This is a genomic window from Microvirga lotononidis, from assembly GCF_034627025.1.
In the GTDB taxonomy this organism is placed as follows: domain Bacteria; phylum Pseudomonadota; class Alphaproteobacteria; order Rhizobiales; family Beijerinckiaceae; genus Microvirga; species Microvirga lotononidis.
In genome coordinates this window covers 4,303,676-4,322,339 of sequence record NZ_CP141048.1, presented here as the reverse complement: position 1 = coordinate 4,322,339, position 18,664 = coordinate 4,303,676, and the positions used below count along the sequence as shown (strand labels likewise).

General features: G+C 63.7%; 19 protein-coding genes. 5 read left to right on the top strand and 14 right to left on the bottom strand.

Annotation, left to right across the window (positions count from 1 at the left end; genetic code table 11):
- Positions 1 to 918 (bottom strand): DMT family transporter, encoded by a 918-nt coding sequence (locus U0023_RS20365; RefSeq protein ID WP_009491185.1) that lies wholly within the window; start codon positions 916 to 918, stop codon positions 1 to 3.
- Positions 919 to 1,068: 150 nt separating this feature from the next.
- On the opposite strand from U0023_RS20365, the gene U0023_RS20360 reads away from it, so the two are divergent.
- Together U0023_RS20360 and U0023_RS20355 are read left to right on the top strand one after the other, a co-directional pair.
- The gene (locus U0023_RS20360) at positions 1,069 to 2,427 is read left to right on the top strand and encodes an aminotransferase-like domain-containing protein (RefSeq protein ID WP_052600492.1); all 1,359 of its coding nucleotides are present in this window, start codon (positions 1,069 to 1,071) and stop codon (positions 2,425 to 2,427) included.
- A gap of 29 nt (positions 2,428 to 2,456) precedes the next feature.
- Positions 2,457 to 2,933: a GFA family protein gene (locus U0023_RS20355; protein WP_009491187.1), complete on the top strand. Its 477-nt coding sequence runs from the start codon at positions 2,457 to 2,459 to the stop codon at positions 2,931 to 2,933.
- Positions 2,934 to 2,995: 62 nt separating this feature from the next.
- Here the strand turns inward: U0023_RS20355 and U0023_RS20350 are convergent, their stop codons facing one another.
- Positions 2,996 to 3,454 carry a hypothetical protein gene (locus tag U0023_RS20350; RefSeq protein ID WP_009491188.1) on the bottom strand — a complete coding sequence of 153 codons (459 nt, stop codon included), beginning with the start codon at positions 3,452 to 3,454 and terminating at the stop codon, positions 2,996 to 2,998.
- A gap of 365 nt (positions 3,455 to 3,819) precedes the next feature.
- Here U0023_RS20350 and U0023_RS20345 point away from each other — a divergent pair, with 365 nt between their 5' ends.
- A complete protein-coding gene (locus U0023_RS20345) occupies positions 3,820 to 4,680 on the top strand; it encodes a GNAT family N-acetyltransferase (protein ID WP_009491189.1) in 861 nt (286 codons plus the stop codon).
- A 96-nt stretch (positions 4,681 to 4,776) separates the two neighbouring features.
- Here the strand turns inward: U0023_RS20345 and U0023_RS20340 are convergent, their stop codons facing one another.
- The 6 genes from U0023_RS20340 to U0023_RS20315 form a co-directional block, all read right to left on the bottom strand.
- Positions 4,777 to 5,814 (bottom strand): IS30 family transposase, encoded by a 1,038-nt coding sequence (locus tag U0023_RS20340; protein ID WP_322883761.1) that lies wholly within the window; start codon positions 5,812 to 5,814, stop codon positions 4,777 to 4,779.
- Between the two features lie 210 nt (positions 5,815 to 6,024).
- Complete coding sequence (locus tag U0023_RS20335) at positions 6,025 to 6,372, bottom strand: RidA family protein (RefSeq protein ID WP_040638401.1); 348 nt, start codon at positions 6,370 to 6,372, stop codon at positions 6,025 to 6,027.
- Entirely contained in the window at positions 6,365 to 7,909 is a 1,545-nt protein-coding gene (locus tag U0023_RS20330; RefSeq protein WP_009491191.1) for an NAD(P)/FAD-dependent oxidoreductase, read from the bottom strand. Before U0023_RS20330 ends, U0023_RS20335 begins: the two co-directional genes overlap by 8 nt.
- A complete protein-coding gene (locus U0023_RS20325) occupies positions 7,906 to 8,214 on the bottom strand; it encodes a (2Fe-2S)-binding protein (protein ID WP_009491192.1) in 309 nt (102 codons plus the stop codon). Before U0023_RS20325 ends, U0023_RS20330 begins: the two co-directional genes overlap by 4 nt.
- The gene (locus tag U0023_RS20320) at positions 8,195 to 9,328 is read right to left on the bottom strand and encodes an NAD(P)/FAD-dependent oxidoreductase (RefSeq protein WP_009491193.1); all 1,134 of its coding nucleotides are present in this window, start codon (positions 9,326 to 9,328) and stop codon (positions 8,195 to 8,197) included. The genes U0023_RS20325 and U0023_RS20320 overlap by 20 nt, the downstream gene beginning before the upstream one ends.
- Positions 9,329 to 9,382: 54 nt before the next feature.
- Positions 9,383 to 10,228, bottom strand: a complete 846-nt coding sequence (locus U0023_RS20315) for a lysine/arginine/ornithine ABC transporter substrate-binding protein (protein ID WP_009491194.1) — start codon at positions 10,226 to 10,228, stop codon at positions 9,383 to 9,385.
- 152 nt (positions 10,229 to 10,380) lie between these two features.
- Here U0023_RS20315 and U0023_RS20310 point away from each other — a divergent pair, with 152 nt between their 5' ends.
- Entirely contained in the window at positions 10,381 to 11,271 is an 891-nt protein-coding gene (locus U0023_RS20310; RefSeq protein WP_009491195.1) for a LysR family transcriptional regulator, read from the top strand.
- Between the two features lie 66 nt (positions 11,272 to 11,337).
- Here the strand turns inward: U0023_RS20310 and U0023_RS20305 are convergent, their stop codons facing one another.
- From U0023_RS20305 to U0023_RS20290, 4 genes are read right to left on the bottom strand one after another with little or no spacing between them, the layout of a single operon-like run.
- A complete protein-coding gene (locus tag U0023_RS20305; RefSeq protein ID WP_009491196.1) occupies positions 11,338 to 12,210 on the bottom strand; it encodes an SDR family NAD(P)-dependent oxidoreductase in 873 nt (290 codons plus the stop codon).
- A gap of 59 nt (positions 12,211 to 12,269) precedes the next feature.
- Positions 12,270 to 13,352 (bottom strand): tartrate dehydrogenase, encoded by a 1,083-nt coding sequence (locus U0023_RS20300; RefSeq protein ID WP_009491197.1) that lies wholly within the window; start codon positions 13,350 to 13,352, stop codon positions 12,270 to 12,272.
- Between the two features lie 41 nt (positions 13,353 to 13,393).
- Complete coding sequence (locus U0023_RS20295; RefSeq protein WP_009491198.1) at positions 13,394 to 14,557, bottom strand: mandelate racemase/muconate lactonizing enzyme family protein; 1,164 nt, start codon at positions 14,555 to 14,557, stop codon at positions 13,394 to 13,396.
- 43 nt (positions 14,558 to 14,600) lie between these two features.
- Positions 14,601 to 16,307 carry an IlvD/Edd family dehydratase gene (locus U0023_RS20290; RefSeq protein WP_009491199.1) on the bottom strand — a complete coding sequence of 569 codons (1,707 nt, stop codon included), beginning with the start codon at positions 16,305 to 16,307 and terminating at the stop codon, positions 14,601 to 14,603.
- Positions 16,308 to 16,371: 64 nt separating this feature from the next.
- On the opposite strand from U0023_RS20290, the gene U0023_RS20285 reads away from it, so the two are divergent.
- A complete protein-coding gene (locus tag U0023_RS20285) occupies positions 16,372 to 17,049 on the top strand; it encodes a GntR family transcriptional regulator (protein ID WP_009491200.1) in 678 nt (225 codons plus the stop codon).
- A 5-nt stretch (positions 17,050 to 17,054) separates the two neighbouring features.
- Here the strand turns inward: U0023_RS20285 and U0023_RS20280 are convergent, their stop codons facing one another.
- Both U0023_RS20280 and U0023_RS20275 read right to left on the bottom strand, forming a co-directional pair.
- A complete protein-coding gene (locus tag U0023_RS20280; protein WP_009491201.1) occupies positions 17,055 to 17,855 on the bottom strand; it encodes an MBL fold metallo-hydrolase in 801 nt (266 codons plus the stop codon).
- Entirely contained in the window at positions 17,852 to 18,661 is an 810-nt protein-coding gene (locus tag U0023_RS20275; RefSeq protein ID WP_009491202.1) for a TatD family hydrolase, read from the bottom strand. Before U0023_RS20275 ends, U0023_RS20280 begins: the two co-directional genes overlap by 4 nt.
- Positions 18,662 to 18,664: the final 3 nt, after the last annotated feature.

Genomic DNA, 18,664 nt, shown 5'->3' with positions numbered 1-18,664 from the left:
TCAGGAACGGTGACCCGCCTGCACCTTTGCGACAATCGGCATCGTCGCGGGATCTCGCTTGGCGAAACGCTTTGCGCCCGCAACGCAGAGAACGACCCCGAGAGTAACGGCGATCATGGGCCAGCCGACGACCTCGTTCAGAAGCACGGCCGACAGGGCAAGTCCGAAGAAGGGCTGCAGGAGCTGAAGCTGTCCGACCCCCGCGATGCCGCCGAGCGCCAGCCCACGGTACCAGAAGACGAAGCCGATCAGCATGGAGAACAGGGACACATAGGCGAGGCTCAGCCATGCGGGCAGGCCGATCATCGCCCAGGAGGAGGGCAGGGACAGGAGCGATAGTCCGACCATGAAGGGCAGGGACAGAACCAGAGCCCAGGAGATGACCTGCCACCCACCGAGCCGCCGCGCGAGCGTTGCACCCTCGGCGTAGCCGAGGCCGCACAGGAGAACGGCCGCGAGCATCAGGAGATCGCCGATCGGCGAGGCCGAGACGCCCTGGAACAGGGCGAAGCCGGCGACAAGGCATCCGCCGATCCCGGAGAAAATCCAGAAGGCGGGCCTGGGCCGCTCGTTGCCGCGCACGACACCGAAGATGGCCGTGGCCAGGGGCAGGAGCCCTATGAAGACGATGGAATGCGCCGCGGTGACATGCCGGAGGGCCAGCGCCGTCAGCAGCGGAAAACCCACCACCACACCCGAGGACACGATGACAAGCGGCAGGAGATCGCGCCGCGCGGGTCGCGCCTGCCGCAGGACGAGGAGAAGTGCCGCGCCGAGTAGGCCCGCGATGGAGGCCCGCGCCACGGTCAGGAACAGTGGATCGAGATCGGCCACCGCGATGCGTGTCGCCGGTAGGGAGCCGCTGAAGATCAGCACTCCGAGAAATCCACTGAGCCAGCCTTCCGTCGTCTTATCCATGTCTGCACCTCCGATGACGATTTCAGCCGACCGGCATCGCTTTTCCAGAGACAGTGCAGTACAGATGTTCTGAACTGTCATGGACTGAGGGACAGTACAGTGGATGACCTTTCTGCAACGACATCTGGCGGAACGCTCGTCGAACGGGTCATGCTTTCGATCCGTGGACAGATCGCCAACCGCTCTCTGACGCCCGGGGCGAAACTCCCGTCGATCCGTGCCGTCGCCCAAACCATGAAAGTCTCGAAATCCACCGTCGTGGAAGCCTATGACCGACTCGTGGCAGAGGGCGTGATCCGCTCCAGGCCCGGCTCCGGGTTCTACAGCGCCGCCCCGCTCGCTCCCCTGGCGCTGACGGAGCTGGCACCGCGTCTCGACCGCGCCATCGATCCGTTCTGGGTCTCGCGCCAATCCCTGGAGGCGAAGGACGAGGTGCTCAAGCCCGGCTGTGGCTGGCTCCCCGGCAGCTGGATGCCCGAAAAGGAGACGCGCCGCGCCCTGCGCAGCCTTGCACGAGCGAAGGACATTACCGCACTTACGGATTACGGCACGCCGCTTGGCCTGGGCTCCCTGCGCCAGTTTCTCTCGCGGCGCATGGCAGAGCAGGGGGCCGAAGCTCGGCCGGAGCAGATCCTGCTCACGGATTCCGGCACGCAGGCCATCGACCTCGTGTGCCGGCTCCTCATCCAGCCAGGCGACGTCGTCCTGGTCGACGACCCGTGTTACTTCAACTTTCTCGCCCTGCTGCGGGCCCAACAAGCCAATGTCGTCGGCGTGCCCTACACACCAAACGGGCCGGACCTGGGGCAGTTCGAGCACGCGCTCATTCGGCACCGGCCGCGCCTCTACATCACGAATTCCGGCCTGCACAATCCGACAGGAGCCTCGCTGTCGGTCGGCACGGCACACAGGCTCCTCAAGCTTGCCGAGGACCACGGCCTGATCGTCATCGAGGACGACATCTTCGCCGATTTCGAGACAGAGCCCGCTGTCCGTCTCGCTGCTCTCGATGGACTGGACCGCGTCGTGCGGATCGGCAGTTTCTCCAAAACCCTCTCGGCTTCTTTCCGCTGCGGTTACATTGCAGCCCGGCCGGATTGGGTCGACAAGCTGATCGATCTGCGCATCGCCACCGGTTTTGCGAGCAGTCGCCTCTCGGAGGAACTCGTCTTTTCTATCCTGGGCAGCAGCGGTTACCGGAAGTATCTGGAGGCTCTACGCTCTCGGCTCGGCAGGGTCATGGCGGCGACGATTGCTCGCCTGCAATCGCTCGGCTTCGATCCCTGGGTGACGCCGAAAGCCGGCATGCTCGTCTGGTGCAAGCTCCCGGATGGTCTCGATGGCGCCGATATGGCGCGTCATGCGCTGAACGAGGGTGTCGTGCTCGCACCCGGGAATGCCTTCAGCGCTTCGCAGACCGCCTCTGGCTTTATGCGCTTCAACGTGGCTCAGTGCACCAACGACAAGATGTTTGCCGTGATCGAAAAGGCAATGCGAAAAGCCGCATGAGGCGAGGGTGGGTGGAAGGAGGTCGTGCGATGGCGGGTCGTGATGAGGTGCTGAGCGGGCAATGCCGGTGCGCTCGCGTGAGATTTCGCGTGCGAGGCGCGCCCATTTTCACCATGGCCTGTCACTGCACCGGGTGCCAGCGCATGACCGCAAGCGCGTTCTCCTTGAGTGCCTTGTATCCGAGCGGCAACTTCGAGGTCATAGAGGGCGAGCCGGTGATCGGAGGTCTTCACGGCGCAACGCGCCATTTCTTCTGCGCTCATTGCATGAGCTGGCTTTTCACCCGGCCTGACGGCATGGACGAGTTCGTCAACGTGCGCACCACCATGCTGGACGAAGCGGCTAGTCTGGCGCCCTTCATCGAAACCTGGACCCGCGAGAAGCTGCCCTGGGCCGTGACGCCGGCAATCCACAGTTTCGAGTCCTTGCCGTCGATCGAGCAATACCCGGCACTGGTCGCCGAATTCACGGAGCGTCGGGCCTCGGATGATGCCAGAAAGCCTTGAAGTCTCGGAAGTGAGTTCGCGCTCACGTCCGAGACCCTCTCCTTCGTGATGAGTCGTAAGGATCACGATACCGGCGGAGTTGCTTCCCTGACCGGTCCACGGCGAGCGGCAGGCTTGCGAGCGCGGTACTTCGAGGAGACCGCCAGCGGAGCGAGGCTTGCGGTAACCGGATTCGGGTAGTGTTCCAGGGTCGAGCCCGTTGCCGCGTCGACGCCCATGCCGATGATGCCTCCGACAAGGATATTGCCCGCGAAGCCTGCGGCTCCGCTGCCTGCGATCCGCGTCTGAACCATGATATCCTGAGAGGCGTAGCCGTCTTTCGAGAAGGTGGCGACGAACTCGGATTTCCGGTCGACTTGAAGCGTGCAGGGTGTGGTCGGGCAGGTGAGGCCCGTGGATGTCCGCATGGCCGCCGGCGGATCGGAATCGAATGTGATCTGTTCCGTCGTGCCGCGAGTAACCGTCGCGCAGGCGCCCAAGGAGAGGCTGCCCGCGAGAACTGCGAGAAGAGAAATGCGCATATTGCCCCCAAGAAAATGGCTCTCGCTTGTGCGCACAGCGCTGTTCGAGAGCTCACGATCTGAACGCTAGATCCGAGAGCATTCGTCTGACAATTATTATTCCTAAGGGCTCGATCCAACGTTGGGGATGTGTGCTTTCGAGAATACACTCCTTTACCCATTCAACCCGATCTGTCGTTCAATATTAGAACAATATTCCACAGTCGTGCGAACCATAGGGTAGGGCGGAGACAAGCCTGGAACGGGACGTCGCAGTGAGGATGCCGTTTGGTGAAGGAATGGACCACGCCCATATGGACCAATGGCCCAAGGCGAACAGCCTGTAACCTGGATTGCAACTCTACCCGCAGCACGCAAGGTGACGGATGAAACCGCTCCAGTTCCGTTCCGATTATGCACATTCCCGGCAAGGATTGTCGGAACTGACACGGCTCATAGACGACGTGTTCGAGGTCGATGTTTCACCCCTTGACCGGATGGGCCATGATCGGAGCATCGTCGCGTTCGGCTGGTGGCTCGGGGATGAGCTGGTCGCCAATGTCAGCCTCTTTGAGCGGCGGCTGTGGCTCATGGGAGAACAAGTCCGAGGCTTCGGCGTCCAATCCGTTGCGGTTCGCCCCGAATGGCGCGGGAAAGGTCTCTTTCGTGATCTCATGGAGAGAGCGCTCGATTTCGCCGATGCTCGGGCGGATCTCGTGGTCCTGGGAACCGCCACGCCGGATCTCTACACGCCTTTCGGCTTCCGTCAGCTCACGGAAACGACGTTCAGTGCCGGCTTGGCCCCAAAGCAGGCGAGGCCGGGATATCGAATTCTAACTCTTGCCGAGAACCGGGATCTGGCATTCCTCAAGGATCTCTTCGCCCGCCGGAGCCCGGTGTCGCTGCTGGCGTCGGCTTGCGACGATCCGGCCTTGTTCATGCTGAAGGCGGTGACGACGCCTGAAATTGAATTGATCCATCTGCCGGATCTCGACGCAATCGTTGCGGTCGAAGGGCGGCATGGGCCAAGTATGACATTGCTCGATATCGTTGCGTCAACGATCCCGTCGCTCGACGCAATCGTTTCGGCGTTGGGTTATGCCGGCGAGCGGATCGAAGTACACCTGACGCCTGATCGGCTCTCGTGGACGCCAGAGCAGGAAGCCCGGGTCGACAACGGCCACATGGTTCGCGGCGTCTTCGCACCAGAGGGGCATTCGTTCATGCTGTCCTCAATGCAGGTTTAATCCGGCATGCACGACGCCGCGAGGCGGCAGGGGACGGGGTGACGCTGTGGAATCAAGCCGAAGTGCGACGGTTGGCGGGCATCGGTTCCCGGTCGGTCAGGGACTGCCGGGGCGGAGCTGATCAGGGTTGCACAGCTCCGGCAGTCCCGGATCCAGAGAACTCATCAGGACCTCTTTGGGTGTGCGATAGCCCAGGCACTTGCGCGGTGTCCCGTTGAGCCGATCACAGATCTCAAGCAGAGCCTCCTCGGGCAAAGTGGCAATGTCCGCGTCCCGTGCCAGAAAGCGCCGAACCCGGCCATTGGTGTTCTCGACCGTGCCTTTCTGCCAGGGGGCCTGTGGCTTGCAGAAATAGCTGTCCATGCCGAGCCTCTGCTTGAGCAACGGGTAATAGGCAAACTCCGTCCCGCGGTCGAACGTGATCGACAGACGCGCCGTCTCCGGCAGGACTTTCAGCTTCTCGATCATGCCGGTCATGACCCCTGTCGAGTTGCGATCTCGGTTGCGGGTCAGGATCGTGTAACGGCTCTGGCGCTCCGTAAGTGACGTAAGGTTGTGCTTGCCCAGCTCCTTGCGAAACATCATCAGATCGCCTTCCCAGTGACCAAAGCTGGTGCGGGCTGCGATCTCCGGTGGACGCTGCTCGATGGTGTTACTCGCCGGAATGAAAAGGCCGCGAGGCTTGCGCTGGTAGCGCACACGCCGCCGGCGCCGTGCCATGGGCAGATCCTGGTACAGCCCGAGCTTTTGTCCTTGGGAGCTGTAGACGAACCGGTAGATCGTCTCGTGCGACAACCGTTCAGGAGCACCGGATGCCCGCAGACGGCCAGCAATCTGCTCTGGCGACCATCCAGCTTTGAGGCGATCCATGACATAGACCGCGAGCACCGGTTTGCGGGAGAGTTTGCCCAGACGCTGACGCCGGGCGCGGGCTTGCATGTCGGCGGCCACATGGAAATAGCCGCGATACAACGGCTCTTCATCGTGAACCCAGTTCCGCTTGATCTCCCGGTAGATGGTCGACCGATGACGCTGCAGGCAGTCAGCGATCACACTGATCGGGATCTTGGCCGCGTGCATGCGGGCGATCTCACGCCGTTCAGCCAGGCTCAGATGGATGTAGGGCAGGGTCATTCAGCCTCCGAGTGCAAATCCTTTGGTTGTAACGGAATTCGCACTTCAGAATAGAATCCACCCGCCTATATCCATAATTCGCATAAGATATATTATGGAACTTATCGCTACGGTCCCATCGGGATATGGCCGTGTAAAGCGATCTTCGTTCCTGACGCGCCGGCCTCCGCTTGCCGCTTCTCGGCTCAAGGCCGGCACGCTTTGGATTGTTCAGCCTACCGCAGCCGTCAGCATGATCTCGATCAGTGTATCCTCTCCCAGGTCCGCCACCCCGACGGTCGCGCGGGCGGGAAAGCGCTCCGGCGGGAGCCAGCGCTTCCAGGCCTGATCCATCTCGGATTTGCGGTTGAGATCCGTGAGAAAGATGGTGGCGGACAGCAAGCGGGTTTTGTCCGTGCCGACGACTTTGAGATATTCGTCGAACTTCGCGAGGATCTGCGCGGTCTGGCCTTCGAGGCCGGCCGACATGTCGTCGGCGACCGTCCCGCCGATGAACACGAGCCCATTGTGAACCACGACCCGGTGCATGATCGGGGTTTGGATATGTCGTTCAGTCACTTGGTCGATCACTTGGAATATCCCTGGTCAATGGCTTGGATTGATGCGTGTCGGCCAGATCCGCCAGAACGGCGACTTTGGCCGTCTCGGACTGCGGCAAGCCGGCAAGCTCGCGCAGTTTCAAGGGCTTGATTGGAAAACGGAGCCGGTAGTAACCGACCGTTCCGGGGCTGACGCCGCGCTCGTCGGCGATCAGTTCGGTGACGGTCAGGCCGCAGAGGCGGCCCTGGCACGGTCCCATGCCGGATCGGAGAAAGACCTTCATCTGGTTGGGGCCCATGGCTCCGGCGTTCACGGATGCCCGAATCTGGCCCGCGGAAACTTCCTCGCAACGGCAGACAACCGTGTCGGGATTGGACGGAATCCGGAAGGATCGGGACGGGCGGTACAGGGTGTCGAGAAAGTCCCGCCCCCGCGTGACCGTCGCGAGCCGGGCCCTCAGTCGCGATGCCCGTTGCTCTCTGTCGCCATTGTCGATCAGCCCGAGGCGAGACGCGCATCCGAGCCCTGCCAAGGTGCCCTGAAGAGCTGCCGCTTCGGCACCTTGGATACCTGCTCCGTCACCGGCGATGGCGATCCCGGGTACGGTGGTTTCATACCAGTCGTCGACCCGAGGTCGGAACGCAAGCTGCGTCTCGTCCCATTCATGTTTGCAGCGTGCCGCATTGGAAAAGTTGATGTTGGGAGCAACACCCTGATGAAGCAGGAGCAGATCCGCAGGCATGCGGTGCTCTCGACCACCCGCCGTCCACGCGACTTCCTTCAGCTCGCCGTTGCCCTCGGCCGACAAAGACGTGACCCAACGGACCACCTTGGTGCGGCGTTGCACGATCCGCAGGAGCTTCAGGCCCTTGGCGATATAGCCCGAGGCCACGAAGGCCGGCAGATGGCGCACGGCCTTCCACCAGTTGCTTCTCGGAGTCGTATCGAAAACCGCGGAAACGGTTGCGCCGGCCTCGATCAGCTGAGCGGCCAGGAGGTAGAGAAGGGGCCCTGTCCCGGCCACGACCACCCTGCCCTGCGGAATGAGTCCCGACGTTTTCAGCGCGATCTGCGCAGCCCCCGCTGTCATGACTCCGGGCAAGGTCCATCCGGGGATCGGAAACGGCCGTTCGAGCGCGCCGGTCGCAAGCACGATCTGCCGGGCGCGGATCAGGCGCGCCGCTCCGCCTCCCGAAACGCCGACCTCGTGGCCGACGATATGGCCGGCCTCGTCGCCGGCCGGCCCGATGCTCCAGGCGGTCGTCGATGGAGCATACCGGGCGCCGGAACGCAGGAAGGTTTCGGCGATCTCGCGGCCCCGCCAGTAATCCTCTCCCAGGCGTTGACGGTCCGCCTCGCGCGCAAGAAGAACGGACCGATAGATCTGGCCTCCTGGCGTCCGGTTCTCGTCGATGAGAAGCGTTTGCGCTCCAAGTTGGGAAAGCGTCGTCGCTGCGGAAAGCCCGGCCGGCCCGGCACCGATGACGATGACGTCATAGGCATCGGCGAGATCCTCGACCGCGCAGGCCATTTCATTCCCTGTGGCGGATGTCATAGGGCAGGCTCCGCCGACAAGGCGTGGGCACCCTTCTGGGTTTCGACCTTCATTCCGTCCCGCACCTGGACAAGGCATCCTTGCCGGTTGCCTACGCCGTCGATCCTGACGAGGCATTCGAAGCAGACGCCCATCATGCAGTAGGGTCCCCGCGCCGAGCCGGAAACGGGCGTCGTGCGGCAGGCCCGAACACCGGCCGCCAGGAGTGCGGCGGCGACGCTGTCCTCGGCTGAAGCGGTGATCGGAATGCCGTCGAAGGTGAAGGTAACCTGAGCGCGGATGCGGTCAGGCGCACGCCGGAACATGGAACCTCCTGGTTGAAAAGGCAGCCATTTCGTCAGGCATAGTTCCGGCCCGCACAGCGTCCACCAGGTCATAGGCATGCTGGGGGGCCAGGGTGACGCCGGAATGAGCCATCGCCATGAAGGCACCCGGATAGGCCCGTGACTGCTCGTAGACCGGGGAACCGTCCAGCGTCATGACCCGGAAGGCCGACCAGGTTCTCACGACATTCAGCTCCTCGAGCAAGGGGAACATTCTGATGGCCCTTTCGGCCATTACGGATGAGATCGCGTGATCCATGGTGAGGTTCGCGCCATTCGCTTCCTCGCTGTCGCCGATCATGACGCCGCCTTCGTCGGTCTGGCGAACCGTTACGACCGGATAGCGCAGGAAAGGAGCGGCCTTTTCGGTGACGACGATCTGTCCCCGGCTGGATTTCATCGGGGCATCCAGGCCGACCATGGGAGCCAGCCTGGCATTTCCAAGGCCGGCGGCGAGGATGACCTTAGGCGCCCTCACCTGCCCCCAGGCCCCCTTCAACGCGAAGACACCGTCATGAGGTTCGATCGTCTCGACCGCGTGGTCGGCTCGGTAGTCGACGCCGTGGGCCTCGAAGGCCGCATGCAGGGCGCGAAAAAGCCGAAGGGAGTTCACGTGTCCGTCCAGGGGACAGTAGATCGATCCGCTCACCTCGGGACCTATCGCGGGAAGGCGCGCTTTCGTCTGAGCATGATCGAGCACTTCGTAAGGATGCGCTACCGCCCCGGGCTGGCGGTGCAAGCGCACGAGCGCGTCTACGTTGGCCTCCAGCTCGCGGTCCGAGAGGCAAACAGTGAAGCCGCCGGGCTGATCGAGACCGACGTCGATGCCGGTGTCGGATTTCAGCTCCGCAGCCAGCCGGGGCCAAGCGGCCGCGGCTGCTTTCGTCCACGCCGTGTAGGCGGGGAAGCCCAAACCCTTGCCCTGGACCCAGATGAGGGCGAAGTTGGCCCGCGACGCGCGCAGCGCAATATCGCCCTCGTCTAGGACGCAGACCCGCGATCCGTGCCGCGCGAGGCCCCAGGCCAGCGACGCGCCCATGAGACCGCCGCCGACGACGACGATGTCGGGCTCGGCATGTGTTCGATTGACTGGCATTCCTGATATCCGAAGCCGCGGAGCGCAGGATGCGCTCCGCGGGCATGGTGCATCTCAGCTCTGCGGCGTGATGTTGGTCTTGAACCACTTCATCGACAGCTTCTGGATCGTGCCGTCCTTGATGGCGCCCTGGATCGCCTCATCAAAGCTCTTCTTGAGATCGGCTTCGTCCTTGCGCAGACCCACGGCGATGCCGGCGCCGAGGAGACCGCCCGTGAGCGATGGGCCAGCAACGGCATAGTCCTTGAAGTCCGGCTTCTCGAGGGTGCCGATCACCTGGGCGGCTCCGGCGAAAACCGCATCGATGCGGCCGGCTGCGAGATCGAGGTCATGCTGTTCCGTGGTCTTGTACTCGCGGATCTCGGCCGTGCCCTTCAGGTACTTGTCGGCGAAGTTCGCCTGGATGGTCGAGCCCTGGACGCCGATGGTCTTGCCTTTGAGGAGCGGCTTGAGATCGTCGATCGCCTTCTCGGCGGCAGCCTGTTGGGTCGTGAGGTTGAAGGACTGACCCGTGCCGGGGAGCTTTGCCAGGGACGAGTCCTTCGCCGCCAGGAAGACGCTCGGCGTATCCGCATAGGGGATCGAGAAGGCGATCACCTCTTTGCGCTTATCCGTGATCGTCATTCCGGCCATGATGGCATCGTACTTCTTGGCCTGGAGCGCCGGGATGATGCCGTCCCAGTCCTGGGCGACGATCTCGCACTTCACCTTCATGCGGGCGCACAGGTCGTTGGCGAGGTCGATCTCGAAGCCCTCGAGCTTGCCGCCCGCGCCGGTGAAGTTCCACGGCGCATAGGCGCCTTCCGTGGCGATCTTGACGGTCTTTTCCTGCGCGGAGGCTCCGCCGATGGCAACCATCATGCCGAGGGCGGCCGCCCCTATGACTCCCAAGGTGTTCATGTTCTCTATCCCTCATGGAATTCTTGAGGTCTCCGGCCAAGTGCGACTCGGTTTCCCCAGATCCTCGGGAGAACAATCGGCCATGGCTTTCCATAAGGTCAAATGAGATTTAATCATTCGAGCATGCATCGATGTTATGCTTGAGGCCGCTCGTGGATATCAGCTCCCGTCAGATCGAAGCTTTCCGCATGGTGATGCTCACGGGGAGCATTACGGGCGCAGCCGAAGCCCTGTTCGTCACCCAGCCGGCCGTCAGCCGGCTCGTCCAGGGTCTCGAGGAGACGACGGGCCTGACGCTGTTCGAGCGTCGAGGAAACCACATCATCCCTACGGCCGAAGCCACGGCACTGTTGGCGGAGGTGGAGCGCTCCTTCGTCGGATTGTCGCGCATCGGCTCCTTCGCCCAGGCGCTGCGCGCCCAAACGGCCGGCTCCCTGCGGATCGCCGCCATGCCCGCGCTGGCCGGCAGCGTCCTGACCCGCTTCGCCGCGCGGTTCTCCACTGAGAGGCCCGATGTCCATATTTCGATCAGTGGAATTCCGTCCCACCTCGTGACCGATGCGGTTTCTAGCGGACAGGCCGATTTCGGATATGCGGATGGTCCGTTGGATCGGATCGGGCTGGAAATCGAAACGGTGCCGGTCGCGGCGGTGATTATCATGCCGAAGAGCCACCGCCTTGCGCAGCATGATCGCGTCACGCCAGCCGATCTCGCTGGCGAACGTTTCGTCGGGATCGGCCGGGGAACCCTGTTCCGATCGAGAATCGACACGGCCCTTGCGGGCATTCCACGAACGATCTCGCTCGAAACGCCCTTGTCCCACATAGCCTGCCTTCTGGTGGCGGAGGGCGGCGGGGTCAGTCTGGTCGATCCCTATTCGGCTGCGGAGTTTCTCGACAAGGGGATCGTCGCAAGGCCGTTCACACCTTTCATCGACGCCGGGTTCGTGGCCCTTCGCGCGCGCCAGCACACGGTCTCCGCCTTGGCCGCCACGTTCATGCGGGAGTTCCGAGAGCACGTGGAACACTGGTCGCTGCCGTAACCCTTCGTCGTGCAATAGGATCCTTCGACGATCCCTGACCCCAGCCTGATCGGGTGAAGGCCGTCTCTACGCCCTGCCCCGGCCCTTGGGCTTCAGTCCTAGCGTTTTCTCGATGACGACGTCGGTCACCCGATCGGGCGTGATCCGAGGAAGGAGCTGTTCGAGAACGGGATGCCGTGCCGGGGAGTAGCGGATCCTCGGGCGGCGGGTCGTCAGGGCGTGCAGGACCGCCTCCGCCACGCGCTTCGGCGCGAGACCCTGGCTGTGGCCAACCTCGACAATGGCGCGCACGGCCTCGTTGAACGGATCGCCGTAATCGGTTCCGTCATACCGGCCGATGGCACTCTCGGGTTCGTCCCAGATGGGAGTGTCGACGGTGGCCGGTGCGACGATGACGACGCGGATCCCATAGAGCGCCAATTCGCGGCGCATGACGTCGGAAAGTCCCTCCAGGGCATGCTTAGAGGCAACATAAGCCCCGGCAAAGGGCTGGCCGACTTTCCCGGCAATGGACGAGATGTTGACGATCCGTCCCTTCCGCCCCCTGGCCCGAGCTGCGGAACCGGCCCCGAGCAGGGAGGCAAACGCGCGGGTGACGAGGAGCGGACCCAGCAGGTTAGTATCCATGACCGCCTGGAATTCATCGAGCGGCTGGTGCAGAACAGGCCCGGCGAGCCCGATCCCTGCATTGTTCACAAGGCCGAAGAGATGTTCCCCGTTTAGGGCTTCTCCGACCGTGGAGGCCGCCCTGGCCAGAGCGGCCTCGTCACGGACATCGAACCGCAGGGGAGTGAGACGGTCGCCGAATTCTGCCACGAGCCTCGCAGCGTCACCGTCCTGACGCACACTTCCGAAGACATGGATCCCCTGTTCGATGGCGAGCCTCGCCGTCGCATGGCCGATGCCGCTGGCAACTCCCGTGATGACGACGGCCTTCATGCCCTGCCCTCTCGCGACACCGATGATCAATGTCGACGGATCCGAGGGGTTCCAGCCGGTCAGCCGACCGCGTCGGCCACCGCCTTGCCGATGGTTTCGGTAGCGGCATTCCCGCCGAGGTCGCGGGTCCGAAGGGTGCGCTCGCTCAACACGTCTTCGATGGCGCGAACGATGGCGGCTGCCGCCTCCCCTTCCCCCAGGTGCTCCAGCATCATCGCGCCTGACCAGATCTGGCCGATGGGGTTCGCGATCCCCTGCCCCGCAATGTCGGGCGCAGACCCGTGGACCGGCTCGAAGAGAGACGGGAAGGTCCGGTCCGGATTGATGTTGCCCGACGGCGCGATGCCGATGGTTCCCGTGCAGGCGGGCCCCAGATCGGACAGGATGTCGCCGAACAGATTCGACGCGACGACCACGTCGAACCAGTCCGGGTGCAGCACGAAATGGGCCGTGAGAATGTCGATATGGTACTTGTCATATTTCACATCTGGAAACTGCTTGGCCATCTCCTCCACGCGCTCGTCCCAATAGGGCATGGTGATCGAGATGCCGTTCGACTTCGTCGCAGAGGTCAGGTGCTTCCGGGGACGCATCTGGGCCAGATCGAACGCAAACCGCAGGACCCGGTCGACGCCGATCCGCGTCATAACGGTTTCCTGAATGACCACCTCCCGCTCGGTGCCGGGAAACATCTTGCCGCCGACGGAGGAGTACTCGCCCTCTGTATTCTCCCGCACCACCCAGAAGTCGATGTCGCCGGGCTTTCGATTGGCGAGCGGTGTCGGCACACCGGGCATCAGTCGCACGGGCCGCAGGTTGATGTATTGGTCGAACTCGCGCCGGAACTGGAGCAGCGAGCCCCAGAGCGAGACGTGGTCCGGGATCTTCTCCGGCCAGCCGACGGCGCCGAAGAAGATCGCCTCGTGCGAGCCGATCTTCTCCTTCCAGTCCTCAGGCAGCATGCGCCCGTGCTTGGCATAATAGTCGTAGGAGGAGAAATCGAAGTGGTCGAGCTGAAGGTCGAAACCAAACTTCTTGGCGGCTGCCTCCAGAACCCGCACGCCTTCCGGCGTCGTCTCCTTGCCGATGCCATCACCGGGAATGACCGCCAGTCGATACCGCTTCTTGGGTTCAGATGACATGATGACTCTTGCTGTTCGTTGTCCGAGGAATGTTCGGTTGGTTATTCCGCCAGCTCGCGCATGACCTTGATCAGGTCCGACTTGCCTTCGAAGCCGATCCCGGGCAGTTCCGGCATGACGATGTGGCCGTTCTCGACCCGCACGCTGTCCGGGAAACCGCCATAGGGCTGGAACAGGTCCGGATAGCTCTCGTTGCCGCCGAGACCAAGGCCCGCCGCGATGTTGAGCGACATCTGGTGTCCGCCATGCGGGATGCAACGGGAGGGTGACCAGCCGAACTGCGCCAGCACGTCGAGGGTGCGAAGGTATTCCACGAGCCCATAGGACAAAGCGCAGTCGAACTGCAGCCAGTCGCGATCCGGCCGCATGCCGCCATGGCGCAGGAGATTGCGGGCGTCCTGATGCGAGAACAGGTTCTCGCCGGTCGCCATCGGGCCGGGATAGAACTCGGAGAGTGCGGCCTGGAGGGAATAGTCGAGGGGATCGCCCGCCTCTTCGTACCAGAATAGCGGATAGTTGCGCAGCATCTTGGCATAGGCGATCGCGGTTTCGAGATCGAAGCGCCCGTTGGCGTCGACGGCGAGCTGCGCTTGCGAGCCGATTTCCGTTAGGACAGCTTCGATCCGGCGCTGGTCCTCCGCGATTGAGGCGCCGCCGATTTTCATCTTCACGGCGTTGTAGCCGCGGTCGAGATAGCTGCGCATTTCGGCCCGCAAGGCGCTGTCGTCCTTGCCCGGGTAGTAGTAGCCGCCGGCGGCATAGACGAAGACCCTCGAATTGGCCTCCCGCCCCTGGCGCTCCGCCAGCAGACGGAAGAGCGGCTTGCCGGCGATCTTGGCGGTGGCATCCCAGATCGCCATGTCGAGGGTGCCCACGGCAACCGAACGCTCGCCATGCCCGCCGGGCTTCTCGTTCTTCATCATGGTGGCCCAGATCCTCTGCGGATCCAGGTTGCTGCCGCTGTCGTCGAGCAGGCTCTCAGGGCTCGCCTCCAGGATTCGGTCGCGGAAGCGCTCGCGGATGAGGCCGCCTTGGCCGTAGCGGCCGTTCGAGTTGAAACCATAGCCGACGACGCGGCGGCCGTCGCGCACCACGTCGGTCACGACCGCAACTAGGCTCGTCGTCATCTTCGAGAAGTCGATATAGGCGTTACGGATCGGAGAGGCGATCGGCTGGGTGATCTCGCGGACGTCGATGATACGCATGTGAGCCTCGTTCAGGGGCGGTGTCGGTTTGGGCGGAAAGCCGTCAGCAGAAATCGAAGTCGCAGCCCTCGTCGGCCTGCAGAACGCTCTTCAGATACAGGCCACGATAGCCACGGCTCACTTCGGTGAGATGACGTGGCGGCTGCCATTCCTGGGCACGGCGCTTCAGCTCGTCTTCGTCCACGAGGAGTTCGAGGCGGCGCGCGGGTGCGTCCAATCGGATCATGTCCCCGCTCCGTACGAGACCGAGGGGGCCGCCGGTCGCGGATTCCGGAGCGATATGGAGCACGATCGTGCCGAAGGCGGTGCCGCTCATGCGGGCGTCGGAGATCCTGACCATGTCCTTCACGCCCGCCTGGGCGAGCTTCCTCGGGATCGGCAGGTAACCGGCCTCGGGCATGCCGGGCGCCCCTTTCGGCCCCGCATTCCGCAGGACGAGAACGTCGTCCGCCGTCACATCGAGATCCGGATCGTCGATCCGGGTGACGAGATCCTCGACCGATTCGAACACGACTGCTCGGCCGGTATGCTGCAGAAGATCGGGAGATGCCGCCGAATGCTTGATCACCGCCCCCAGGGGAGCGAGATTGCCGCGCAGGACGGCCATCGCGCCGGTGGCTTTGAGTGGTGTCTTCAGGCTGCGAATGATCGTCTGTCCCGGTACATCCTCGGCGCCGTCCGCGATGGCCCGGATGGTCTCTCCGGTCACCGTCACCGCATCCAGAGCGAGATGGTCGCGCAATTCGTGCAGCAGACGGGGCATACCGCCCGCCCAGTGAAAATGCTCCATGTACATGGCGCCGGAGGGCTTCAGATCCACGAGGACGGGGACCTCGCGGCCGATCCGGTCGAACTCCTCGAGGTCGATCTTGAGGCCGCGCCGGCGGGCGATCGCCGCCAGATGGACCAGCCCGTTGGTCGAACCCCCGATCGCCTGCAGCACCACCATGGCGTTGCGGAAAGCAGCCTCGGTCAACAGTTCGCTCGGGCGCGGCCCCTGCCCTGCCAGCGCAACGGCCTGGCGCCCGCTTGCCTCGGCGGCCCGGATTCTGTCCGCATGGGTGGCCGGGATCGTGCCTGACCCCGGCAGAGCTATGCCCAGCGCCTCGACGAGACATCCCATGGTGCTAGCCGTGCCCATCACCATGCATGTGCCCTGGGTCGGGGCGAGGCGTCCGCTGACGACCTCCACCTCGTCCTGATCCATCACGCCCGCCCTGTGCTGCCCCCACAGGCGGCGGCAATCGGTGCAGGCCCCCAGTATCTCGCCCTTGTGGTGGCCGACCAGCATCGGCCCCGTGATCAGCTGGATCGCCGGCACGTCGGCGCTCGCGGCCGCCATGAGCTGGGCCGGCACGGTCTTGTCGCAGCCCCCGATCAGCACCACCGCATCCATCGGCTGGGCGCGGATCATTTCTTCCGTGTCCATGGCCATAAGGTTGCGCAGGAACATGCTGGTCGGACTGGCGAAGGATTCGTGGATGGAGATCGTGGGGAATTCCATCGGCAGGCCGCCCGCGAGCATGACCCCGCGCTTCACCGCCTCGATGAGCCGAGGCACGTTGCCGTGGCAAGGATTGAAGTCGCTGAAGGTGTTGGTGATTCCGACGATGGGCCGCTCAAGGGCGTCATCGGAGAAGCCGGCGGCCTTGATGAAGGCCTTGCGCAGGAAGAGGGAGAACTCAGGATCGCCGTAGCTCGTCAGATTACGGCGCAGCCCAAATGCGGAAGGCTTGTGATCATGGCTCATGACGAGGGATCATCGATGTGCTATCAAGATTGTCAACAATAATGTTGGCGAAAGTGAAACTGGCATGGATGGTGCGGAGCGTCAGGCCTCGGCTGCCAGGGCGAGACAGGTGGCGCAGGCCCTGGAGGAGGACATCGTCCTCGGCTGGCTTCAGCCCCGGGAAAGGCTGATCGAGGAGGATCTCGCGACCCGGTTCGAGGTGAAACGGCATGTGGTGCGCGAGGCCATTGCCGAGCTCGAACGGATGGGCCTGGTCGAGCGCGTGCAGAACAAGGGCGCCGCGGTGCGCATGCTGAGCCCTACGGATGTGCGCCAGATTTATTTCGTCCGCGAAGCCCTGGAAACGCTGGCGGCCAAGCAAATTCCGCTGCCGCCCGGACCCGAGACGCTCGCCGCCCTCACGGACATTCACGAGCAGCATTCGGCGGCCGTCGACCAGGGCGATTCACGCGCCGCTTTCCGGACGAACATCGCCTTCCACAATGCGCTCTTCGGCGCCTGCGGCAACCCTCATCTCATCGAGCTGATCCGGAACCTGGCCCAGAAAGCCCACGGCGTGCGCTCCTACACGGCGGCGGACCCCGAGCATCTCGCCAAGGCGAAAGAGGACCACTGGGCGATGATCGAGGCTCTCAGGGCCGCGGATCGCGAGAGACTCGTTCAGCTCTGCCGCGACCACCTCAAGCCCTCTCGGGATGCATACATTGCCGCCCTGGAGCAACGCTTCGGCAAGGTTGGCTGAGAGGTTCAGGCAACCTCGATCTGCAACCCATCATAGGCGGGATCGATGTGCCGGGGCAGCTTGCTGCGCAGGATCTCGTAATCCAGGTCCGTATGTAGGTTCGTCAGGATGGCCCGCTTGGGCTTGACCCTGCCGATCAGCTCCAAGGCCTCCGATACCGAAAAATGCGTCGGGTGCGGCGTGTAGCGCAGGGCATCGAGGATCAGGACGTCCAGGCCTTCCAGGCTCGGCAGGCTTTCCTCGGGCATGCGGCTCACGTCGGGCGCGTAAGCGATTTTACCGAACCGGAAGCCCAGGGCGTCGATATCCCCGTGGATCATCCTGAACGGCAAGGCCTCGACGGTGCCGCCGGCGCCCTGGATCGCCGTCATCGTACCCGGCAGCAGATGGCGCATTTTCAGAATCGGCGGATAGCTGCTTCCGGCCGGCGTTTCGAAGCAGTAGCCGAAACGCATCTGGAGCAGTTCACTGGTCATCCGGTCCGCATAGACCGGGATGCGCTGTCGTTGGACGAGAGCGAGCGGACGCAGATCGTCGATTCCATGGATATGATCGGCGTGCTCGTGGGTAATGAGAACGGCGTCGAGGTGCCGGACGTCGGCGCCGAGGAGCTGCTCGCGCAGATCCGGGCCGGTATCGACCAGAACGGTCGTCTTCGCCCCGCCCGGCCCGATCCTCTCGACCAGGATCGAGCAGCGGTGCCGGCGGTTCTTCGGGTTCGCGGGATCGCAGGCGCCCCAGCCGACGCCCACGCGGGGCACGCCGGCCGAGGATCCGCACCCAAGAATCGTGACTTTCAACGTCATGACGCGAGCGCCTGCCCCCCGATGGAGTCGGCGGCGGCCGCCTTGGAGAACAGGCGGTAGAAATTGGCCGTCGTGAACCTGGCGACCTCTTCATCGCTCACCCCGACGACCTCCGCGAGCACATGGGCCGTATGGGCCACAAAGGCCGGCTCGTTGGTCTTTCCGCGGTACGGCACCGGGGCCAGGTAGGGCGCATCCGTCTCGACCAGCAGGCGTTCATGGGGAACGGCCGCTGCGATCCGACGGATCTCCTCCGAGTTTCGGAATGTGAGAATGCCCGAGAACGAGACGTAAAGACCGAGTTCGACCCCGACTTGGGCCAACGTCTCACCGGACGAGAAGCAGTGGAGCACCGCATCGAAGCGCCCGCGCGTCATCTCTTCGGTCAAGATCCGGATCATGTCCTCGTCGGCGTTGCGGGCATGGATGACCAAGGGCAACCCGGTTGTCCGCGCGGCCTCGATATGCGTGCGGAAGACGCGCTGCTGAACGTCGTGGGGACTCTTGTCGTAATGATAATCGAGACCGGCCTCGCCGATGGCGATGCAGCGGGGATGGACCGAGAGTTCGGCCAGCCGCTCGGCGGGAATATCCGGCTCATCGGCGGCATTGTGCGGGTGGGTGCCAACCGAGCAGAAGATGCTCTCATGCGCCTCGGCCAGGGCTCGATACGTATCGAAGCGTGCCACATGGGTCGAGATCGTCACCATCCGCCCGACCCCGGCGGCAGCGGCTGTTGCCAGGACTTCGGGGAGACGGGTCTGGAAGTCGGGGAAGTCCAGGTGGCAATGGCTGTCGACCAACATGGG

Bases quoted from the DNA above. Each gene is read 5' to 3' on its own strand.
- U0023_RS20365 (WP_009491185.1), bottom strand. From the start codon at position 918: ATGGATAAGACGACGGAAGGCTGGCTCAGTGGATTTCTCGGAGTGCTG.
- U0023_RS20360 (WP_052600492.1), top strand. From the start codon at position 1,069: ATGCTTTCGATCCGTGGACAGATCGCCAACCGCTCTCTGACGCCCGGG.
- U0023_RS20355 (WP_009491187.1), top strand. From the start codon at position 2,457: ATGGCGGGTCGTGATGAGGTGCTGAGCGGGCAATGCCGGTGCGCTCGC.
- U0023_RS20350 (WP_009491188.1), bottom strand. From the start codon at position 3,454: ATGCGCATTTCTCTTCTCGCAGTTCTCGCGGGCAGCCTCTCCTTGGGC.
- U0023_RS20345 (WP_009491189.1), top strand. From the start codon at position 3,820: ATGAAACCGCTCCAGTTCCGTTCCGATTATGCACATTCCCGGCAAGGA.
- U0023_RS20340 (WP_322883761.1), bottom strand. From the start codon at position 5,814: ATGACCCTGCCCTACATCCATCTGAGCCTGGCTGAACGGCGTGAGATC.
- U0023_RS20330 (WP_009491191.1), bottom strand. From the start codon at position 7,909: ATGACATCCGCCACAGGGAATGAAATGGCCTGCGCGGTCGAGGATCTC.
- U0023_RS20325 (WP_009491192.1), bottom strand. From the start codon at position 8,214: ATGTTCCGGCGTGCGCCTGACCGCATCCGCGCTCAGGTTACCTTCACC.
- U0023_RS20320 (WP_009491193.1), bottom strand. From the start codon at position 9,328: ATGCCAGTCAATCGAACACATGCCGAGCCCGACATCGTCGTCGTCGGC.
- U0023_RS20315 (WP_009491194.1), bottom strand. From the start codon at position 10,228: ATGAACACCTTGGGAGTCATAGGGGCGGCCGCCCTCGGCATGATGGTT.
- U0023_RS20305 (WP_009491196.1), bottom strand. From the start codon at position 12,210: ATGAAGGCCGTCGTCATCACGGGAGTTGCCAGCGGCATCGGCCATGCG.
- U0023_RS20300 (WP_009491197.1), bottom strand. From the start codon at position 13,352: ATGTCATCTGAACCCAAGAAGCGGTATCGACTGGCGGTCATTCCCGGT.
- U0023_RS20295 (WP_009491198.1), bottom strand. From the start codon at position 14,557: ATGCGTATCATCGACGTCCGCGAGATCACCCAGCCGATCGCCTCTCCG.
- U0023_RS20290 (WP_009491199.1), bottom strand. From the start codon at position 16,307: ATGAGCCATGATCACAAGCCTTCCGCATTTGGGCTGCGCCGTAATCTG.
- U0023_RS20285 (WP_009491200.1), top strand. From the start codon at position 16,372: ATGGATGGTGCGGAGCGTCAGGCCTCGGCTGCCAGGGCGAGACAGGTG.
- U0023_RS20280 (WP_009491201.1), bottom strand. From the start codon at position 17,855: ATGACGTTGAAAGTCACGATTCTTGGGTGCGGATCCTCGGCCGGCGTG.
- U0023_RS20275 (WP_009491202.1), bottom strand. From the start codon at position 18,661: ATGTTGGTCGACAGCCATTGCCACCTGGACTTCCCCGACTTCCAGACC.